Here is a 19,323-nt window from a genome sequence, read left to right on the forward strand (position 1 = left end):
GCGGGCCGGCGGCCGGCCCCGCCGGGTGGCGGAAGCCGGTGGATCAGGCCTGCTTGACCTGCGCCATCCACGCCTCGACCTCGTCCGCGCGGCGCGGCAGCGCGGCGGACAGGTTCACATGGCCGTCCTCGGTGACCAGGATGTCGTCCTCGATCCGCACGCCGATGCCGCGGTACTCCTCGGGCACGGTCAGGTCGTCCGCCTGGAAGTACAGACCCGGCTCGACCGTGAGGCACATGCCCGGCTCCAGGTCGCCGCCGACGTACGTCTCGGTGCGCGCGGCCGCGCAGTCGTGGACGTCCATGCCGAGCATGTGGCCGGTGCCGTGCAGCGTCCAGCGGCGCTGGAGGCCGAGCTCCAGGACCTTCTCGACGTCCAGGTCGCCGCACAGCCCCCACGCGACCAGCTTCTCCGCGAGCACGCGCTGGGCTGCGTCGTGGAAGTCGCGGTAGGCGGCGCCCGGCTTGACGGCCGCGATACCGGCCTCCTGGGCCTCGTACACCGCGTCGTAGATCTTGCGCTGGAGCGGCGAGAAGGTGCCGTTGATCGGCAGGGTGCGGGTGATGTCGGCGGTGTAGAGCTCGTTGGTCTCCACGCCGGCGTCGAGCAGCAGCAGGTCGCCGGAGCGGACCTCGCCGTTGTTGCGCACCCAGTGCAGGGTGGTGGCGTGCGGGCCCGCGGCGCAGATCGAGCCGTAGCCGATGTCGTTGCCCTCGACGCGGGCGCGCAGGAAGAACGTTCCTTCGATGTAGCGCTCGCTGGTCGCCTCGGCCTTGTCGAGCACCTTCACGACGTCCTCGAAGCCGCGCGCGGTCGAGTCGCACGCCTTTTGCAGCTCCGCGATCTCAAACGCGTCCTTCACCAGGCGCGCCTCGGACAGGTACACCCGCAGCTCTTCGTCGCGCTCGGCGGTGACCTTGTCGGTGAGCGCGGCCTCGATGGACGCGTCATGACCGCGTACGCACCGGACCGGGCCCGTGGCCTCGGTCAGGGCGGCGGCCAGCTCGCGGACGTCCTTGGCGGGCAGCCCGAGCAGCTGCTCGGCCTCGGCCAGCGAGTGGCGCCTGCCGACCCACAGCTCGCCCGTGCCGGACAGCCAGAACTCACCGTTCTCGCGGTTGGAGCGGGGCAGCAGGTAGAGCGTCGCCTCGTGCCCGTCGCCGGCCGGCTCCAGGACGAGCACGCCGTCCTCGGTCTGGTCGCCGGTCAGGTACGCGTACTCGGTCGAGGCGCGGAAGCTGTACTCGGTGTCGTTCGAGCGGGTCTTCAGGTTGCCCGCGGGGATCACCAGACGCTCGCCCGGGAAGCGCCGGGAGAGCGCGGCGCGGCGGTCGGCGGTGTGGCCGGCCTGCGCGATCGGCTCCAGGCCGTGCAGCTCGGTGTCGGCCCAGCCGGACTTCATGTTCTCGGCCAGCTCGTCGGACACGCCCGGGTACAGGCCGTTCTTCCGCTGCTGGATCGGCTGCTCGTCCGCTTCTTCCGGGATCTCCGGGGTCTCCGGGGTGAGCTGGTCGGCCACGGTCTGCCTCCACTAGTACGACGTCGGACTCCCCCGGGGCTGGGAAGAGATCACGGGGAACCATCACCCATCGTACGGGCGTGCGGAAAAGGGTCCAGGGCCGTAGTGCCTGTTACTTCGGGCGGCGCCACTAGGGGGTGTCTGGTGGACCATGGCCGGGGGCGCGGCGTCTGGCACGGCACCTCGCGGCGTTGCCGAAACGCCCCGATAGCTCCGCTATCAAGCCGTTCCGGCGCCTTGCGATGCACCGCACCAGACGCCGCGCCCTGACCGACCCTGATCCACCAGACACCCCCTAGGCGAAGCGGGCGGCCAGCATCACCACGTCCTCGGCGTCGTCCCGCTCGTCGAGACCGTCGGGCAGCACGGTGCGCAGCACGTGGTCGAGCACGGCGTCCGGGTCGTCGCGCACCGTCTTGGGGACGCTCGCCGCGGCCGCGTGCAGCCGGGCGAAGGCCCGGTCCATGGGGTCGCCGGTGCGGCGCAGCAGGCCGTCCGTGTACAGCAGCACCGTTTCTCCTGGGCCGGGAGCGACCTCCACGCTCGGCGCCTCCCAGCAGGCCAGCATGCCCAGCGGCGCCGAGAGGGAGGTCTCGATGAACTCGGTGCGCCGCTCCCCGATGATCAGGGGCGGGGCATGCCCGGCCCCGGCGAGCACGATGGTGCGCCGGGCGGGCTCGCAGTAGGCGAACAGGGCGGTGGCCGAGCGGGCGGGCTCGGTCAGGCGCAGCAGCAGTTCGAGGTCGGAGAGGACCGCGACGGGGTCCTCGCCCTCCATGACGGCGTACGCCCGAAGGCTCGCGCGCAGCCGGCCCATCGCGGCCACGGCGCTCGGGCCCGACCCGGTGACGGAGCCGACCGCGAGGCCGAGCGCGCCCTCGGGCAGCGGCAGCGCGTCGTACCAGTCGCCGCCGCCCCGCGGCCCGGTGCGGTGCCGGGCGGCGAGCTGGACGCGGGCGACGCGGGGCAGCCGGCTGGGCAGCAGCTCCTCGGCGACGGTCGCCATGTGGGTGCGGGCGCGTTCGAGCTCGACGAGGCGGGCCACGTGTTCGGCGGCGTAGCGGATGTAGAGGCCGACCAGGTGCTGTTGGCGCTCGACGGGCTCCGCGCTCTCGTCGTAGAACCAGACGGCGGCGCCGAGCCGGCCCGCGCCTTCGGTGGTGAGGGGCAGCGCGTAGCTGGCGGCGTAGCCGAGGCGGGCGGCGACCTCGCGGTGGCGGGGGTCGAGGCCGTCCGGGTCCGTCATGAGGTCGGGCCCGCCGTCGGCACCGGGCAGCCCGTCCAGGATCCGGCCGTACGCGGTGGCGCTGCGCGGCACGGTCTCGATGTGGCCGAGGTCGGCGTGGGCGAGCCCGAGGCCGGTGGTGACGGCGGGGCCGAGCCCGTCCGCGGGTTCCATGACGACCAGGCCGCGCCGCGCGCCGACCAGGGCGGCGCCCGCCTTGAGGAGTTCGTCGAGGGCGGCGTCGAGCGCGGTGGTGCGGGCCAGCCGTTCGGTGAGTTCGTGCAGCGTGGTGAGGTCGGAGACCCAGCCGGCGAGCCGGTCCTGGAGCATCGCACCGGGTGGGGTCTGGGCGACGGGTGAGGGCAGGGGCGCGTGAGTGTGCGCCGGAGGCGGAACAGCTGGATTGATTCCAGCCACTTTCGGCAGGTGTGGGGCGCTCATGGCTGCCGGCTTTCCGACTGGTCGATTTTGCGCAATAGCATCGCAAACCCCCATGTCATTCTGCGCCGCTATCAATGCATCCACATGTACACGCACAAGTGAGGGGATGTCCAGCATTGTCATAGCGGGACTATTGGTGTCCGTGGGGCGTCCAACTTGGCCAAAAAATGACCCTGGTGGCCCAGCCTTGGGGTCGACTGACAACGTTCAACTGTGCGTCGTTTCAACCGCGTTGGGTACGTAATCGGTGTGGTCCGGGGCAGTTGAGGATGCCGCGGAACCTTGCGGTCGGCCTGGGCGTCTTAAGTGCCGACCGGCCCGCCTCATCCCCGAGCGGCGGGGTTTTTGCCCGCAGGACGGCAAGCGCCATGCACGCGCCACCCTTCGCCATGCTTTAAATGGTTACGGGCAGTGGCCGTCGCCACCCGAGGTGATGGCCCATGATCCATCTCGGCGGGCACCCCCACCGCCTGCTCACGGAGCAAGTACGCGCAGACAAATTGTGCACACACGGTGTGATGTGGACTCGGCGTTCAACGGAAAGGAACGAGCGCCCATGCGCGAGATCCTCGGAAGGCGACGCAGGTTCCGGTTTTGGCGCAGTGAGAGGGCTGCTCAGCTCGGCGCCGCGCTGACCTGTGCGACCCGATGCAAATGGCCCGTGCTCCCCGGTGTGGGACTGGCCGGGGACGGCCGCGGCTGTGCCTGCCCCGACCCTGAATGTGTGGTGCCGGGGGCGCACCCCTTCGACCCCGTGCTGCTCGCGGCGACCACCGACGAGCGCATGATCCGCTGGTGGTGGACGAACCGGCCGACCGCGCCGGTCCTGCTCGCCACCGGCGCCGGCGCACCCTGCGCCATCAGCCTCCCGGCCGACGCCGGGGCCCGGGCGCTCGCCGCCCTGGACGCCATGGGCGTGCGGCTCGGCCCGGTCGTGGCGAGCCCCACCCGGTGGTCGCTCCTGGTGGCGCCGTACTCGATGGAACGCCTGGGCGAGCTCCTGTACTCCAAGGACTGGGTGCCCAGTTCGCTGCGCTTCCACAGCGAGGGCGGATATCTGGTGCTGCCGCCTTCGGGGACCGGCACGGGGCAGGTCCGCTGGGAGCGGCCCCCGCTGGGCTCCACCGGGCCCTGGCTGCCGGACGTGGAGGCGGTGGTGGACGCGCTGGTGGAGGCCAGCACCAGTGCACCGGACGGCGGGAGCCGGCTGGCGTACTGACGGCGGGAGCCGGCCGGAGCCCTGACGGCGGGAGCCGACAGGCGTACGGAGGGCATGGCGACGGGTGCGGGGCGGGTCCGTGGCACATGCGGGCCCGGGCCTGCCCAATGAGCGAGAAGGCGGTTCGGTTCCCGAGCCGCCTTCACTCTTTCGGGTGCGAGCGGGCCCTGGTTGTACGGGAATTGGGCGCGCGCACCGCAGGGCGCCCGGTTTCCCTGGATATCTTCGGCCCACCATCCGGAATTCCAGGGCAAGTGGGTCCCCCATGAATCTCCAGCACCTCCGCGTGGCCGGACTCGCGGCCGTCGTGGTGGGCACCGTGCTGCTGCCACTGGCCGCCTCGGCGGGGCCCGCGGGAGGGCCCGAGAAAGGAGGCGCGGCGGATGACGCAAAAAGCCCCCTCGCTCACGTCCTCGCGCGGGTGAACAGGCCACTGCCGAAGTCCCCGCAGGACACGGCGTCGCGGTGCGGGCCCGAACTGGTCTCTCCCGAAGGAGTCGAGGCGCAGACCTGTGTACTGAGCCAGGGGCGCGAGACCTGGGCGCGTACCTACTACCGCAACGCCACCGGCGAGGAGCTGAGCTCCGTGCTCACACTGATGGGCCCGGACGGCCGGACGCTGGAGACGAACTGCGAGGTCGCGGCCGACGACCAGCCGAATTCCTGCGAAACCCCGCACCAGAGCGGCCCCGCACGGACAGCAGGGACGGGAGCGTATGCGGCGGTGGCGGAGTTCGCGGAGGAGGGGGAGGACTCACCGCTCCTGTTGCGTTCCGGCAGCAACTCCACAGAACCCGCGGCTCGTTGAACGAGCCCGCACATGGAAGGGCCCGATCGCTGGCGACGGGGGATGCACCAGCGACCGGGCTCTTAGAACCGTAACAAGAGATCGGTCGTTCGCAAATTCGATCTCGGTAATTCAGACACCGATTCACCTCTGGGAACGGGGAGTTGTGACAGGGGTCACCTGTCCACGGCCCGTCGGTGCCCCGGTCGTCACTCTCAGCTGAGCGTCACTTGGCGGTTGGTGAGGCCGCCCCTGGCGCGGCGCTCCTCGGCGGTCAGCGGCTCCTCGTTCGTGAGCGCCCCGGCAAGCCGCTCGGCGAACGCGGCGGCCGGCTTCTCGCACTCCTCGGCCGTCATCCCGGACGGCAGGTCCCAGACCGGCACGGTCAGGCCGTGCGCCCGGAAGGAGCCGACGAGCCGGGTCCCCTCGCCGAGCGAGGACGTGCCGGCCGCGTGCAGCCGGGCCAGCGCGTCGAGCAGCTTCTCCTCGGGGTGCGGCATGACCCACCGCAGGTGGTTCTTCTCGGGCGCCTCGCACCAGTACGAGGAGTCGACCGAGGTCAGCCGTACGGTCGGGATCGCGGCGGCGTTGGCCCGCTCCAGGGAGGCCGCGACCTCGGCGGCGGCGTTCTCGGCGTCCGGCACCCAGAACTCGAAGCCCGTGTACACCTCCGGCTCGAACGCGGCGTCCGGGTCGAGCAGGTCCTGGAGGCGGGGTCCGTCCGGCTCGGCGCGCTGCGCGGCGACCGGCGAGCCGGGCTCGGCCACCAGGGCGCGGCGCAGCGTGTCGGCGAGGTCGCGGCTCAGGTCGCCGGAGGGCGTGTCGTTCTGGAGGCCGAGCAGCACCGACCCGTCCTCGCGGCGCAGCGCGGGCCACGCCATGGGCAGCACGGTCGCGAGCGTCACGGACGGCACGCCGTCGGGCAGCTCGTCCTTCAGCGTCAGCGGCACGGTGGCGGCGGGGACCAGCTCGCGCAGCGCGACCCAGTCGCACTCGCCGGCCAGGCCCTCGAAGGGACGCTGGACCAGCTCGGTCACGGCGTGCGACGCGGCGCGTCCGTGGCACGCCTTGTAACGGCGGCCGGAGCCGCAGGGGCAGGGCTCGCGGGCCCCGACGACCGGAATCTCCCCGTCGCTGATCTGCGGCTTGCCGGCCTTCGTCTGCGGACGCTTCTTGGCCATGGTGTGGCTCTCTCCCGACTGCGGTGGTGCGGTGTCGCTGTGTCGGGCGCGAGCCTAGCCGTAGGAACCGCCGGGAGGCGGCGGCGTCGGCCACCCGCCCCGGCGGTGCGGCCATTCACCTTGGGCCAGTGTTGGTCACCGTCCTGCCGGTGCGGCCATCCACCCCGGGCCGGTGTCGGTCACCCGCCCCGGGCCGGTGTCGGTCACCCGCCCCGGGCCGGTGTCGGTCACCCGCCCCGGGCCGGTGTCGGCCATCCGTCCCGCCGGAGCCGGCCACCCGCCCCACCGGAGCCGATCGGGCGCCCCGGCCGGGCGGCCTCCGTTCCGGGCGGGCCGCTCTCAGTCCAGGTCGTCGAAGGCGTCCGCGAACTCAAGGCCCGCCACCGTCGCCGGTCCTGCGACGCGCGTAGCGAAATCGTCGTGACGGTGCGCCGCCGTGATGATCACCCACACCGTGACCTCGCCGGACGCGCTGTCCCGCACACCCCAGTCCTGGGCGAGAGCGCTGATGATGTTCAGCCCCCGGCCGCCGCGCGCGGTCACCGACGGAGTGGCCGGGACGGGCCGTGTCGGGCCGCCTCCGTCCGTGACCTCGACGGTCAGCCGCCCCGCCGTGTCGATGTGCCAGGCCGCCTTGATGTCGCCCTCACCTATGTCGGCCCGCCCCAGCGGTCTGCCGTGCCGGCAGGCGTTGCTGAGCAGTTCGGAAAGGATCAGAACGGCATCGTCGACGACCGGCTCGGACACTCCGTTGCCGAGCAGCTGCTCGCGCATCCGGTGTCGTGCCTTGCCCACGCCCGCAGGGCCATGGGATACGGCCATGCTCGACGACGTGGGCACCTCCTGTGCCACCACCAACGCCACCCCCGAGACCTCCTTCGCCCCACGCCACGGTGTGGATGCCCCAATGGACTGGACCGGAAACCGGCCAACCGGCGCCGGGCGACGCATTCGTCACGGTCGCCCACGGAGCGAACGCGCCGGTGCACACCCTGTAAGGGGCGTTACATCCGGCCCAGTTGGGACAAGACCTGTTTCGGGCGGTTGGTGATGATTGCCTCCACTCCGAGGCTTACGCACAGGTCCACGTCCTCGGGTTCGTTCACCGTCCAGACGTGCACCCGGTGCCCCGCGCGGTGCAACCGCTCGATGTAGGCGGGGTGGTTGCGCACGATCCGCATGCCCGGGCCGGCGATCCGGGCGCCCGCCGGCAGCCGTCCGTCGCGCAGCCGCGGCGACAGGAACTGCATCAGGTAGACGGTCGGGATGTCGGGCGCGGCCGCCGCCACCCGGTGCAGGGAGCGCGCGGAGAAACTCATGATGCGGACCGGGGAGGTTTCATCGGCCGGCGGCGGCTGAGTGAGGCCGAACCTCTTGAGGAGGTGCAGCAGCCGCTCCTCGACCTGGCCGGCCCAGCGGGTGGGGTGCTTGGTCTCGATGGCCAGCTCGACCCGGCGACCGGCGTCCGCGACGAGTTCGAGCAGCTGCTCCAGGGTCAGGACGGAGGTGAACTCGCGGTCCCCCCAGTCCGGGCTCTCCTCGCTGTCCTTCCAGGAGCCGAAGTCGAGCGCGGCGAGTTCGGAGAGCTCCAGGGTGGACACGGCGCCACGGCCGTTGGAGGTGCGGTTGACACGCCGGTCGTGGACGCAGACGAGGTGGCCGTCGGCGGTGAGGCGGACATCGCATTCCAGGGCGTCGGCCCCGTCCTCGATCGCCTTCATGTACGCGGCGAGCGTGTGCTCGGGGGCGTCCTCGGAGGCTCCTCGGTGGGCGACCACCTGGACGCGGGCGGGGTCGGGGGTGTGCGGGCTGTGCTGCCGTGCTTGGGTCACCGCGTCATCGTGCCACCGCCGGGTCACAGGTTGGCGCACGAATACACAGCTCCTGCTTACAGTGGCCTGACGTGCGGTGGGAAAAGCTGAGCGGAGTCATCCGCACGGTGCGGGGTCCGATGTCGGACCCTTGGCGCACCATGGTCGTTGCCGGGCTCCACGCCGGCGCACGGCAGCGACACCGAGCACCACACCCAGCGCCGCACCAGGCGCAACCGCACCGACGCTCAGCCAGCCCGTCAGACCGTCCCCAAGACCGAGTGGAAAACCGAGGAGAGCAAGCTGTGAGCACCGAGAACGAGGGCACCGCGGTCCCGGCCGTCCCGCCTGCCCCGTCGTCTGCACCTGCTGCACCTCCCGAGCCCGCCGCAGCTCCCGCCGCCCCCGCCCCCTCGGGCGCCGCGCCCGCCGATGCGGAGAGCACGCTCGTCCACGAACCCGTGGCGCCGTCGGCCGGGGCGACCCCGTCGTCCGCCCCGGACCCGGCCACCACGCCGATGCCCGCGACTCCGGACGCGCCGGCGCAGCAGGCGCACACGGCGCACGAGTCGGCGCCCCCGCAGCAGGGTGGCGCCGGGTGGCCGCCGCCCCCTCCCACGCTGCCCTCCTACGGAGGCGGAGGCGCCGGCAACCCGGGCGAGCCCTGGGGCGCCCCGCAGCCGCCTGCTCCGCGCAGGCGCGGTGGCGGTCTGATCGCCGCGGTCGTGGCGGCAGCCTTGGTGGCCGGCGGCATCGGCGGGGCCATCGGCTACTTCGCCGCGGACCGCGACAACGGAGGATCGGGCTCCACCACGGTGGCGTCGTCCGACACCCCCAAGGACTTCAAGCGCGACCCGGGCACGGTCGCCGGAGTCGCCGCCGCTTCGCTGCCCAGCGTGGTGACCATCGACGCCCAGGGCAGCGACGGCGAAGGCGGCACAGGCACCGGCTTCATCTACGACAAGGAAGGCCACATCCTCACGAACAACCACGTGGTGGCCTCCGCCGCGAGCGGCGGCAAGCTGTCGGCGACGTTCTCCGACGGCAAGAAGTACGACGCCGAAGTGGTGGGCCGCGCACAGGGCTACGACGTGGCCGTCATCAAGTTGAAGAACGCCCCGGCGAACCTGAAGCCGCTGTCCCTCGGCAACTCGGACAAGGTCGCGGTCGGCGACTCGACGATCGCCATCGGCGCGCCCTTCGGGCTCTCCAACACCGTCACCACCGGCATCATCAGCGCCAAGAACCGCCCGGTGGCCTCCAGCGACGGGCAGAACTCCAAGGCCTCCTACATGAGCGCCCTCCAGACCGACGCCTCCATCAACCCGGGCAACTCGGGCGGCCCGCTGATCAACTCGGCCGGCGCGGTCATCGGCATCAACTCGGCGATCCAGTCGGCGGGCACCGGCGGCATGGGCGGCCAGTCGCAGGCGGGCTCGATCGGCCTCGGTTTCGCCATCCCCATCAACCAGGCCAAGAACGTCGCGGAGCAGCTCATCAAGACCGGGCAGCCGGTCTACCCGGTGATCGGCGCGTCCGTCGGCATCCAGCAGGGCACCGGCATGGCCCCGGGCGGCGGCACCGACGGCGCCCAGATCTCCCCGCAGGGCAGCGGGAGCCAGCAGCCGATCACCCCGGGCGGCCCGGCGGACAAGGCGGGCCTGAAGGCGGGCGACGTCATCACCAAGTTCGGCGACATGCCGATCGACAGCGGGCCGACGCTCATCAGCGAGATCTGGACGCACAAGCCGGGTGACGAGGTCCAGGTGACGTACAAGCGCGACGGCAAGGAGTCCACGGTCACCATCACCCTGGGCGAACGCAAGGGCGACAGCAACTGACCTGCCGTCGCCGAGCCGCCCCCGCTCCCCGCCGCCGACCGCGCGGGGAGCGGGGGCGGCCTCTTTGTCGGCCACCTCTTTTCGGCGGCCTCTTCGGCTCTTCCCCGAGGCCGCCCTCAGGGGAATCGACACGTGGGAGCGGTCCGGCGGCGAGCGCCCCGTCAGTCCGCCCTCGGCCTCCAGACGCCGGCTTCCCGCAGCGCCGCGGTGCGCGCGGCCAGCACGGTCGTGACGGCGAGCGCCGTGGTGAGCAGCAGGAACATCAGGCAGAGCGTTCCCGACAGGTCGGCTCCCTCGGGGCCGCCGCTGACGGGCTGGGCCAGCACGACGTACGCAGCGATCCCGGCGGCGCCGGCCGCGAGCGTCGGCAGGCCGAGCGCCCAGCGCGCGGTCGCGCCGAATACGTGACCGTGGCCGGTGAGCACGGCCACGGGTGCCAGGTCGCGCGAGAAGCGCAAAAACTCCGAGAGCGCCGAGAACGTCATGGCCAGGGCGATGACGAGGGTGCCGGCGGTGCCGAGGAAGGGCAGCCAGCGGGCCTGGTGGCCCAGGGTGTAGGACTGGTTTCCCTCGGCCAGCGACCGGACCACGGCATCGGTGCTCAGGGACAGCCGGGCCACGCGTTTGAGCTCCGGGATGTCCAGGGGATCCGCCCGATCGGTGAAGACGAGGAGCCAGAGGTCCTGCGGTTCCAGGCGCGTGGCCTCACCGGTGCGGACGATGGCGGGCGCGTCGCCGAAGTCGCTGTACGTACTCGTCGTCAACCGCCGGTCGAGCGAACCGAAGCCGACCTCGGCGGTGGCACCGGGCGCGGGGCAGGGCAGGCGGAGCGCGGCGAGGTCGGGGCACGGCGCCTGGATCGTCCTCGCGCTGCTCGGGCCGCCCGACGGAGCGTTCACGTGCCCGAGCGAAATGACGCGGATGCCGGGAGGCAGCGCGGCACGGAACTCCCCGCTGGGGCGGGCGCGTTCGGTGGCATGCACCGTTGCCATGCTGCGGCCCTCCGTCGAGTCGAGTACGCGGGTGTCGCCCGAGCGGTTGTCGAGCATGCTGGTGATCAGCTGGGTCTGGCCGATGACACCGATGGCGACGACCAGCGTGGAGACGAGGCGCACGACCACCCCCGGGCGTGCGGCCAGCGACCGCGCGGCGATCAACTGCCCGGCGCTGCCCCCGCGCCGCGCCGCGTTGGCCAGGCGCGGGGCCGCGCGGGCGATGAGTACGGCGATCACCGACGGCAGGGTGGCGAGTGCGCCCAGCACGGCGATGACGTAGAGGATCGGGGACTGGTTGCTGTGGCGCATCAGGCCCGACAGCACCGACAGGGCGAAGAAGCAGGGGCAGGCGACCAGAGCCACCGTGCGCAGGAGACCGCCGGACGGGTGCGGAGCCCGGCGCGCCCTCGTGCGGCGACGGGTGGCGGGCTGGAGCAGCAGGGAGGTGGCGAGCACCGCGAGCCCCGCGCCGATGACCACGCCCAGGAGCGGCCCGGCCGCCCGCCGCAGGTCCGCGGCCGCCAGGGTGTAGTCGATCCAGGGCAGGGTGATGTCCGTCAGCAGGGCGGGAATGAGGAGCAGCGCCGCGAGCGCGGTGCCGAGCGCGACGGGGAGCGCGCAGGCGCCCAGGTCCATCCAGAAGCGGCGCCGTCTGCCCGCCCCCAGGCAGTCGAGCAGCCGGGCACGCCGGTCATGGCCGTGGGCCCCCAGCCGTGCGGCGGCGACGGCCAGGACGACCGAGGGCAGTCCCAGCAGCAGCGCCATGATCATGGCGAGCCCCTTCTCCTTGCCCTCTCCGATGTCCTTTACGTCACCGAACGCGGGGCCGACGGACGATCCGAACCCGCTGATCCGCTCACGTGGGGCGGTGTTCAGCAGGCCGGCGCTCGGGCGGGTGTAGACGAGGCGTTCGCCGGGCGTGGCAAGTCCGCTCCCGCCGATGCGGCCCACCACCTTCCCGTAGCGGCCCGCGTAGTTCTCCGAGCCCGGCCCTTCTGCCAGCGCCGGGGACAAGTACGCCTGGCCGGGGGCGGGCCAGCGGTCGAGGCCGGGGGGCAGCGGGGCGTCGTCGGTGAGCGGCGCGATCACGATCACGCTGTACTCGCGGCCGTGTTCGCTCTCCCCGTAACTGCTCCAGAGCGCCTTCGCCTGCCGGCCCCCCTCGGCCATGACCGGGGTGCGCGCCCGTGCCCGCGACTCACGCCCGTCGAACGTCGCGCTCGAAGCGACGAAAGCGGCGGCGGACAGGCCGGCGACGAGCGTGGCAAGGATCAACGCGATGAAGCGGGTCCGCCCGCTCTCGGCACGGTGGGCGGCGGAGCGCCCCATGCGGACGAGCTGCCACCACAGGGGCGCCCCCGAAACGCCCTTCACGCGCCACCGCACGCGGCATCGTCGTGCTGGGCCGCACCGCGCTGGGCGGCACCGTGTCCGTCGGCACCCTGTCCGTCGGCACCCTGTCCGTCGGCGCCCTGTCCGGCGGCGTCGGTCAAGCGGCCCTGGGTCAGGTGCAGCACACGGTCGGCGCGCCGGGCGACGGCCGGGTCGTGCGTGACCACGAGCAGCCCGCAGCCGGTGTCCTTGGGGACTCGGAAGAGTACGTCGGCGACCTGGTCCCGGGCCTGTTCGTCCAGGGCGCCCGTGGGCTCGTCCGCCAGGATCAGGGACGGCTTGCCCATCAACGCCCGCGCTACCGCCGCGCGTTGACGCTCGCCACCGGACAGGTCGCTGGTCGCGACGCCGTCCGCGGGTACGCCGAGTCCGGTCAACAGGTCGTGCGCCCGGGCGAAGGCGTCCGCGCGGTTGCCTCCGGAGAGCAGGGCGGGCAGCGCGACGTTCTCGACCGGGGTGAGTTCCGGCAGCAGCTCCCCGAACTGGAAGACCATGCCGAGGTGGCGCCGTCTCCATTGGGCCAGCCTGCGGCCCTTGAGTAAGCCCATGTCCGTACCGGCCACGTCCAAGCACCCCGCGTCGGCCCGGGCCAGACCGAGGATCAACGACAGGAGCGAGCTCTTGCCCGAACCCGAAGGCCCCATCACCGCCACCGACTGCCCGGCCCCCACCATCAGATCGAGACCGAGCATCAACGTCCGCCCGCCAACCGTGTAGTTGAGCCCACGCACATCCAACGCCACCTCAGCCACAGCCACCCCGCCCACCCCTGTTTCGTCTCACGACCGACCAAGCCACCGAGCAGGACGCGCCGACCCCGCCCCGCCGTTGCCCGCGCGACCCGGCGCCCCGCGTTGCCCGCGCGACCCGGCGCCCCGCGTTGCCCGCGCGACCCGGCGAGGGCGCGTACCCGTGCGGCGTGGCCCGGCGCCCGCGTTGCCCGCACGGCCCGGCGAGGGCGCGCACCCGTGCTGCGTGGCCCGGCGGGCGGCGGCTCGCACCGGCCCGTGGCCCACGAAGCACACGGCGGCCGGTAGGCTGTTGGTCGCTCCGCGCCTGGTGAGGCGGAGCGTGGGTGGGTTGCCCGAGCGGCCTAAGGGAACGGTCTTGAAAACCGTCGTGGCAGCGATGTCACCGTGGGTTCAAATCCCACACCCACCGCCAGGTCAGAGAACGCTGATCAGAAGGGGTGTCCCAATCAAGGGGCACCCCTTCGTCATGGGGCCTGTCTCACCCTGAACCGCCTGTGTGCCGCTTTGGATCTTCGTGTGTGGACCAGGCGTGGACCAGGTCCACCGAGTTGCAAGCCGCTGAGCTGAACGTACGCAGTGCTGGGAAGGCCTGCGGCACGTCGGATCTGAGTGGTCAGCCGGCCACTGGGCGCGCGGCTACCGCGCTTCGTGCGGCTTCGATGAGTGCATCATGAACGTGGCCAAGCTGCTCGCGGAGTCGCTCCTCATCAGCTTGCCCAGCGGCCGCTCTCTGGCCGTTCATGGCCACGAACGCATCTAGCCAGCGCCCCAGACATTCGTTGTGGTCTTCTACTTGGAGCCGCAGACTTCGGGCGTGCAGAAGGACTTCCTCAGGTACCAGCAGCCGGACATGGAAGTAGGCATTCCTGACGTCGGAGACCGCCTGTCCAAGGGCTAGTCCCATCTCAACTGAAGCCTGGGTCTCGCCCTCCAAGGCCCGGCTGACGTTCGACGCGGCGATCGCGTACTTGTCGTACGCGGCGAGTAAGGCACGGCATGACTCCAAGCGTTGTCCACGAAGCCAATGCTCGTGATTGATCGATCCTTGATCGTGTACTTGCTTGGCGGTGGCCCGTGCCGTCGTCTCGGCCCCGAGGCGTGCGCCTCTCGCCGCAGCAAGGCCACCGATGGCGGCACCGCTGATCGCGCCCACTAGCCCCACCCCTGCGGCGATAAGTGCTACAAGTCCTTGGTCCATGAACGCAGGATGCAGGCAGGCACCGCTGAGTGTGTACGGCTTCCAGAAAGTCAGAAAGGGGCGCCCCGCATGGGGCGCCCCTTGATTGATTGGTTGGACTACTGGTCGTCGGCCTCCGCGAGGGCCCCGGACCCGGCCTGGGTCGCCTACTTCGACGAGCCGAAGCTGATCGTGGACACCGGCATCGCGCACGGCCGCCTGGGCGAAGCCGCCCTCGCCGAACCCCTCATCGCGCGGACGCCCTCCGCCGAGAACACCAGTCGAACCACCGAGGCCGCGCCTTCCACGCCTTCTGGCTCGCCCGCACCCAGCTTCAGCGCGGCGAACTCGACGAGGCGTGCCACACGGCCATGGATGCCCTGGCCCCGGCGGCGGCCGTCAGCTCGCAACGAGTCGCCGGCCACCTGCGGGAGTTCTACGAGCAGCTGAAGCCCTTCCGTCGGGAACCGGCTGCGGTGGCGTTCGAGGCCCGACTCCGGGAAGTGCTACCCCGCCAGATCAGCGGATCGCCTCGTCCATGAGCACGTAGAGCAGCCCGACCAGGGAGCCGCTGCTGACGATCTCGCGGCGGTCGATCATGCCCCGCACGTCGGCCAGCGGGATCCACTCGATCCGGTCCGACTCGTTCTTCTCGGTCGGCGGACCCTCGTACGTCGCTCCGTCAGCCCGGAAGACGTGGTGCTGGGAGTCGGTGATGCCGTTGGCCGGCTCGGCATAGATCAGCGACTTGATCGGGCCGGGCCGCCAGCCGGTCTCCTCCAGCACCTCACGGGCTGCCGCTTCAGCCGGGCTCTCACCTTCCTCGACCAAGCCCATGGGCAGTTCCCACGCCCAGGCGTTGGTGATGAAGCGGTGCCGCCACATCATCAGCACCTCGCGCCGTTCGTTGACGACGGCAGCCACGGCCAAGTGCCGGAGCTTTACGACGTGGTGCTCCCAGCGGTTTCCGTCCGGCGTCTCGACGTCCGTGAGCCACAGGTTCACCCAGCTGTTCTCGTAGATCGGACGTTCCCCGTGGATCTTCCACTGCATCGCTGTGGCCCCTCTCGATCGGCCTCCAGCATCGCAGAGCTACAGCCACAGACTGCCAGGTTCAATCAAATTCACGTCATAGTGACGAATAGGTGGCCAGCCTGAGGGGGCGCGGATGGTGGTGATTGGCCCTCGCCCAAGACCATGAGCGGGGGCCAATCTGTTGTCAGCCAGTTACGAAGCCAGGGCTAGCTGTTGTTGCCTTCCTGACGACCGCGGCGACGCCACCGTGTGAGTGCACTTCGGCCGGCGAGTACACCGATCGTCGTGACAGTGCTTGCCGCCAGATTGGCGAGGATGTCGATGAGAAAGCCCTGCATGTGCTCTCCATGGGCAGCTTGAAGCTACCCACCAGATGAGCGGGCTTGCAGCGAACGTCACGTACGTAACTGGAAAGTGACCCCGTCCACGCCCAGGGACTGCCCTAGCCATGCGGCAGCAGATTCATGGTAGCGACGAGACGTCCAACTCGGTGAAGCCCGCAGCTCGCATCCCGTCTACGAGGTGCCACCACCTTGTCGCTTCAACCTGGGGCGTGCGCGGGCATGCTGGGCACCTGAAGACGTATGAACTGCGACCCATCATGGACCCAGGCTCGGCGTCCCGCATTGGTGACGCGAAGTATCTGAAGGCATGGGTCATCCCATGGCTGCCATCAGCTTCGCGTCGAGCCATCGTCAGACGGACTCGCGCGTGCTGGCCCCTATCGGTGCATACGATCCCGACTCGGTACTCCTTGGCCATACTGACAGTCTCCTGTAACTCTTAAACCGTATGCGCACGTAACCTTCGGCAGCGATGATCGAGAGTTCCATCGCTGCAGTCGGAGTGTTGATATGCCCAATCAGGAGCAGGTCCTCTCGTACGCTCGCTCACTGGCCCAGACGTTGCAAGAAGGTCTGGTGTGGAAGCCTGGTCGGAACGAGGACGGTCGGGGCTGGTGGCAGATATCGGACCATCAGGAGCTTCCTGCCCTGATGGCGAACGCGTTCGCGGGCATGGAGTTTCTGCGCCAGTACGCCGGTGAGGACAGCTTCTGGACCTCCCGTGCTGCTGAGGTGTACCAAAGCAAGGGAGATAACCAGTCCACTGAGTCGGGAGCTCGCGCCGTCGGTGATGTCCTGCTTACCTGGGTTCGCCAGGTGGAAGCGGGCGTCAGCGAAATCGTGGGTGCTCGCGCTTGGTCGGAGATCGGCCTGATCAGCACGGACATGATGGGCCAGGTACGGCGGCTACTGAGTGACAAGCAGACCCATCCTGCTGCGGCCATCGTGCTGTGCGGTGCAGCATTGGAGAGCGCACTACGGGCGCTGATTGAGGCCCGCGGGCTGGAACTGCCCGAGCGCCCCTCGCTCAGCACGTACTCGCAGCTTCTCCGTCGGGAGGAGCTGATCACCAAGCAGGAAGCGAAGGATCTTGAGCAAGTTGGGGGACTCCGGAATGCGGCGGCTCATGGTCAGTTTGAGGAGCTGAGTCGAGAACGCGCCGGCCTCATGGAACAGCAGACCAACCTCTTGCTCAGCAGGATCTCTGAGCTTCACCTGTAGGACTGCTGGGGGGCGGTGCGATCGCGCCCGCGCCGGTCGCAGTGGACCCGGCGTGGACCGCGTGGCTCCACGGCGGCTGGTGGTGGGGTCGAGTATGCAGGTCAGGCGCGTGCGAAAGGCTTCCCGCAGTACCCTCTTGGAAACCGTCGTGGCAGCGATGTCACCGTGGGTTCAAATCCCACACCCACCGCAGCAGGTCACAGGCTTGCAGGTCAGAAGGGGCGCGGCTCTCCGGAGCGGCGCCCCTTCTGCGTGCCCGTGCCTCACCCTGGTCCGGCGGCGTCCCATCCCGCATTGTCAGTGGGGCGTGGCAGACTCCGGCGGCATGGATGAGCGGGTGTGCTTGAGAGATGTCGCTCCGGCGGATCTGGAGGAGTTCTTCCGGCAGGAGCACGATCCGGAGGCGGCACGGCGGTCGAAGTTCCCACCCCGGGAACGGGAGGCCTTCATGACCCACTGGACGACGAAGGTTCTCGGCGACCCCACCGTTTTCGTGCAGGCCATCACGGTCGATGGCGAGCTTGCGGGCAACCTGGTGGCGTGGTGGGACGAGGGGCGGCGCTTCCTCGGGTACTGGCTGGGCCGGCGGTACTGGGCCCGTGGCATCGGCACACGCGCACTGGCGCAGTTCCTCGAACTGGAAAGGGCGCGGCCCCTGCACGCCGACCCCTTCGCCGGGAACACCGGCTCGGTGCGGCTCTTGGAGAAACACGGCTTCCGTCATGCCGGGACCGTTTGGTACGGCGAGAACGAGCACAGCCTGTTGATCCTCGACGGGGATTCCGGCCCGGACGTGAGCGATCGGGGGGCGCAGCCCGGCAGCTCCTGAGGGAGCCGAGCGGGCGCGCCCGGCGCAGGAGCGAGTGGGCGCGCCCGGCGCAGGAGAGGGCTGCCGCGCCCGGCGCAGGGGAGGCTGCCGTGCCTGGCGTCGGAGAGGGCTGCCGCTTCGGCGTCGGGGAGGGGTGCCTCGGGAGGATTACGACGATGCGGCCCGCCCAGGGCCGATTCCGTCCCGCGCCCCCTTGCTCACCGCGCCCACCCGTTCACCACGCCCCACCCCACCCCACCCGCTCACCGCGCCGTACTCATCCGCGCCGCCGAGGCAATCGTCGCGGAGGCCTCGCGGGCGGTGAGGCCGGTGCGGACGGCGGCCGAGGTGAGCGCCGCCGTGAGCTCTTCGCCGATGCCGTTCTCGTACGCGCGGCAGGCCGCCCAGAACAGCCGGGTGTTGCGCTGCCCCTCGTGGGCGGCCAGGACGAACTGGACCAGCCCGTGCCCGTGGTGGCCACCGGGCCGCTGGGGTTGGTGGGGCCGCGCGGGCGCGATGATCAGGTCGAGCAGGGCGGTGGGGCAGGGGGCCGGGCCGAGGTGGGCGGTGCCGGGTGCGAGGCGGTACACGCCCCTGCCGCTGAGCGATCCGGGCCCGACCAGGTAGCCGCCGGCGCCCCGGATGTCGATGCCGGGTGCGAGGCGGCTCGCCGAGTTCGGCACCACCGCGTCGGGCGGCCCGGTCAGCCAGATGTGACGGCCCCCGCTCGGCGTGATCACCACCACGGTCTCGGGGATGGTGAACAGGTGGCGCAGCGCCAGGTGCTGGAGCGAGGCCGTGGCGTCGGCGCCCGGCGGCTTGGTGTCGAGGTCGATCCCGATGAGGTGGTGCGGGGGCCGGCCGCAGGCGATGCCGTAGCCGGTGGCCCAGGGCGCGGCCGCGAACAGCGCGCGCACTCCGGCCGGGTCGGCGGTGGCGTCGTGCACCCCGTGCCCGGGGAGCCCGCACTCGCCCCGGCAGAGCCCCGGACGGGGATCCTCCCGGTGCGGCGAGGGGAGCGCGGGGAGCTTGGTGCGGGACAGCGGGATGACGGGCAGACCGCGCTCGGCGGCAGACAGGGCGTGGGCGAGGGCCAGGGTGGCGGCCTGCCGGTCGATGGTGGCCATGGCTCCATGTTCGTACGAATGTTCGAGAAAGGGAATCCCTTTCGCGTGTGACCCGGCGCGCGCTCCGGCCCGGGAACGGGGGCGAGCGCCGGGCGCGGCGAACCCCCGTCGCCCCGCCCCGGCGCCGCCCCCGGCCCCGTCCTCGACCCCATCCGCGCCGTGCGACGACCCGGTGGCGTACCGGCGTCCCCTGGGTGAAGTACCGGTGACAGCAAAGGTTGGCCGAATCGGAGCGGAAACGGTTCTTCCCTTGGGAGGGCGCGCTTCAGGGGGCTGAGGTCGGCGTCGACCAGGGGCTGATCAGTGGCTTGGGGGTACATGGGGGGTTTATCGACATGTCCTCACGCTTGCGGGCGAAAGGTGCCCCATTGCCGGGTTCGCCGGGGATTCGGTGGGCAACTCTGATCTCGCGACGTCGTCACACAACGTCCAGGGCTGTCGGCCAACT

The 19,323-nt window shown here is 71.1% G+C and carries 15 protein-coding genes, 1 tRNA gene and 1 pseudogene; 7 read left to right on the forward strand and 10 right to left on the reverse strand.

Going from position 1 to position 19,323, the window contains the following annotated elements; translation table 11 throughout:
* Positions 1–43 precede the first annotated feature (43 nt).
* Positions 44–1,519 carry an aminopeptidase P family protein gene (locus ACGFW5_RS10650; protein ID WP_393833821.1) on the reverse strand — a complete coding sequence of 492 codons (1,476 nt, stop codon included), beginning with the start codon at positions 1,517–1,519 and terminating at the stop codon, positions 44–46.
* 295 nt (positions 1,520–1,814) lie between these two features.
* Positions 1,815–3,302: a PP2C family protein-serine/threonine phosphatase gene (locus tag ACGFW5_RS10655; RefSeq protein WP_393833965.1), complete on the reverse strand. Its 1,488-nt coding sequence runs from the start codon at positions 3,300–3,302 to the stop codon at positions 1,815–1,817.
* A gap of 439 nt (positions 3,303–3,741) precedes the next feature.
* Here ACGFW5_RS10655 and ACGFW5_RS10660 point away from each other — a divergent pair, with 439 nt between their 5' ends.
* On the forward strand, positions 3,742–4,404 hold the full coding sequence (locus ACGFW5_RS10660) for a bifunctional DNA primase/polymerase (RefSeq protein WP_393833822.1): 663 nt from the start codon (positions 3,742–3,744) through the stop codon (positions 4,402–4,404).
* A gap of 265 nt (positions 4,405–4,669) precedes the next feature.
* The gene (locus ACGFW5_RS10665; protein WP_393833823.1) at positions 4,670–5,212 is read left to right on the forward strand and encodes a hypothetical protein; all 543 of its coding nucleotides are present in this window, start codon (positions 4,670–4,672) and stop codon (positions 5,210–5,212) included.
* Positions 5,213–5,406: 194 nt separating this feature from the next.
* Here ACGFW5_RS10665 and ACGFW5_RS10670 read toward each other — a convergent pair whose 3' ends face one another.
* From ACGFW5_RS10670 to ACGFW5_RS10680, 3 genes are all read right to left on the reverse strand, one after another.
* The gene (locus ACGFW5_RS10670) at positions 5,407–6,372 is read right to left on the reverse strand and encodes a DUF5926 family protein (RefSeq protein WP_393833824.1); all 966 of its coding nucleotides are present in this window, start codon (positions 6,370–6,372) and stop codon (positions 5,407–5,409) included.
* A 339-nt stretch (positions 6,373–6,711) separates the two neighbouring features.
* Positions 6,712–7,323: an ATP-binding protein gene (locus ACGFW5_RS10675; protein WP_393833825.1), complete on the reverse strand. Its 612-nt coding sequence runs from the start codon at positions 7,321–7,323 to the stop codon at positions 6,712–6,714.
* 53 nt (positions 7,324–7,376) lie between these two features.
* Complete coding sequence (locus ACGFW5_RS10680) at positions 7,377–8,204, reverse strand: glycerophosphodiester phosphodiesterase (protein WP_393833826.1); 828 nt, start codon at positions 8,202–8,204, stop codon at positions 7,377–7,379.
* A 284-nt stretch (positions 8,205–8,488) separates the two neighbouring features.
* Between ACGFW5_RS10680 and ACGFW5_RS10685 the strand changes: the two genes are divergently transcribed.
* Positions 8,489–10,024: a trypsin-like peptidase domain-containing protein gene (locus ACGFW5_RS10685; protein ID WP_393833827.1), complete on the forward strand. Its 1,536-nt coding sequence runs from the start codon at positions 8,489–8,491 to the stop codon at positions 10,022–10,024.
* Positions 10,025–10,185: 161 nt separating this feature from the next.
* Here the strand turns inward: ACGFW5_RS10685 and ACGFW5_RS10690 are convergent, their stop codons facing one another.
* Together ACGFW5_RS10690 and ACGFW5_RS10695 are read right to left on the reverse strand one after the other, a co-directional pair.
* Positions 10,186–12,393 (reverse strand): hypothetical protein, encoded by a 2,208-nt coding sequence (locus ACGFW5_RS10690; protein ID WP_393833828.1) that lies wholly within the window; start codon positions 12,391–12,393, stop codon positions 10,186–10,188.
* Positions 12,390–13,169: an ABC transporter ATP-binding protein gene (locus ACGFW5_RS10695; RefSeq protein WP_393833829.1), complete on the reverse strand. Its 780-nt coding sequence runs from the start codon at positions 13,167–13,169 to the stop codon at positions 12,390–12,392. The genes ACGFW5_RS10690 and ACGFW5_RS10695 overlap by 4 nt, the downstream gene beginning before the upstream one ends.
* Positions 13,170–13,485: 316 nt before the next feature.
* Between ACGFW5_RS10695 and ACGFW5_RS10700 the strand changes: the two genes are divergently transcribed.
* Positions 13,486–13,575 (forward strand) — tRNA-Ser (locus ACGFW5_RS10700).
* A gap of 201 nt (positions 13,576–13,776) precedes the next feature.
* Here ACGFW5_RS10700 and ACGFW5_RS10705 read toward each other — a convergent pair.
* Complete coding sequence (locus tag ACGFW5_RS10705; protein WP_393833830.1) at positions 13,777–14,361, reverse strand: hypothetical protein; 585 nt, start codon at positions 14,359–14,361, stop codon at positions 13,777–13,779.
* A gap of 126 nt (positions 14,362–14,487) precedes the next feature.
* Between ACGFW5_RS10705 and ACGFW5_RS10710 the strand changes: the two are divergent.
* Positions 14,488–14,882, forward strand: a pseudogene (locus tag ACGFW5_RS10710) (hypothetical protein); the annotation flags it as partial.
* On the opposite strand, the gene ACGFW5_RS10715 reads toward ACGFW5_RS10710, so the two are convergent.
* Complete coding sequence (locus ACGFW5_RS10715; RefSeq protein WP_358759639.1) at positions 14,860–15,393, reverse strand: NUDIX hydrolase; 534 nt, start codon at positions 15,391–15,393, stop codon at positions 14,860–14,862. The pseudogene ACGFW5_RS10710 and the gene ACGFW5_RS10715 overlap by 23 nt on opposite strands.
* An 836-nt stretch (positions 15,394–16,229) precedes the next feature.
* On the opposite strand from ACGFW5_RS10715, the gene ACGFW5_RS10720 reads away from it, so the two are divergent.
* Together ACGFW5_RS10720 and ACGFW5_RS10725 are read left to right on the forward strand one after the other, a co-directional pair.
* A complete protein-coding gene (locus ACGFW5_RS10720) occupies positions 16,230–16,940 on the forward strand; it encodes a DUF4145 domain-containing protein (protein WP_393833831.1) in 711 nt (236 codons plus the stop codon).
* A 325-nt stretch (positions 16,941–17,265) separates the two neighbouring features.
* Positions 17,266–17,769, forward strand: coding sequence for a GNAT family N-acetyltransferase (locus ACGFW5_RS10725; protein ID WP_393833832.1), 504 nt, complete (start codon positions 17,266–17,268; stop codon positions 17,767–17,769).
* A 242-nt stretch (positions 17,770–18,011) separates the two neighbouring features.
* On the opposite strand, the gene ACGFW5_RS10730 is transcribed toward ACGFW5_RS10725, so the two are convergent.
* Positions 18,012–18,875, reverse strand: a complete 864-nt coding sequence (locus ACGFW5_RS10730; protein WP_393833833.1) for a bifunctional DNA primase/polymerase — start codon at positions 18,873–18,875, stop codon at positions 18,012–18,014.
* Positions 18,876–19,323: the final 448 nt, after the last annotated feature.

This window comes from Streptomyces sp. NPDC048416 (genome assembly GCF_043200435.1).
Lineage (GTDB): Bacteria > Actinomycetota > Actinomycetes > Streptomycetales > Streptomycetaceae > Streptomyces.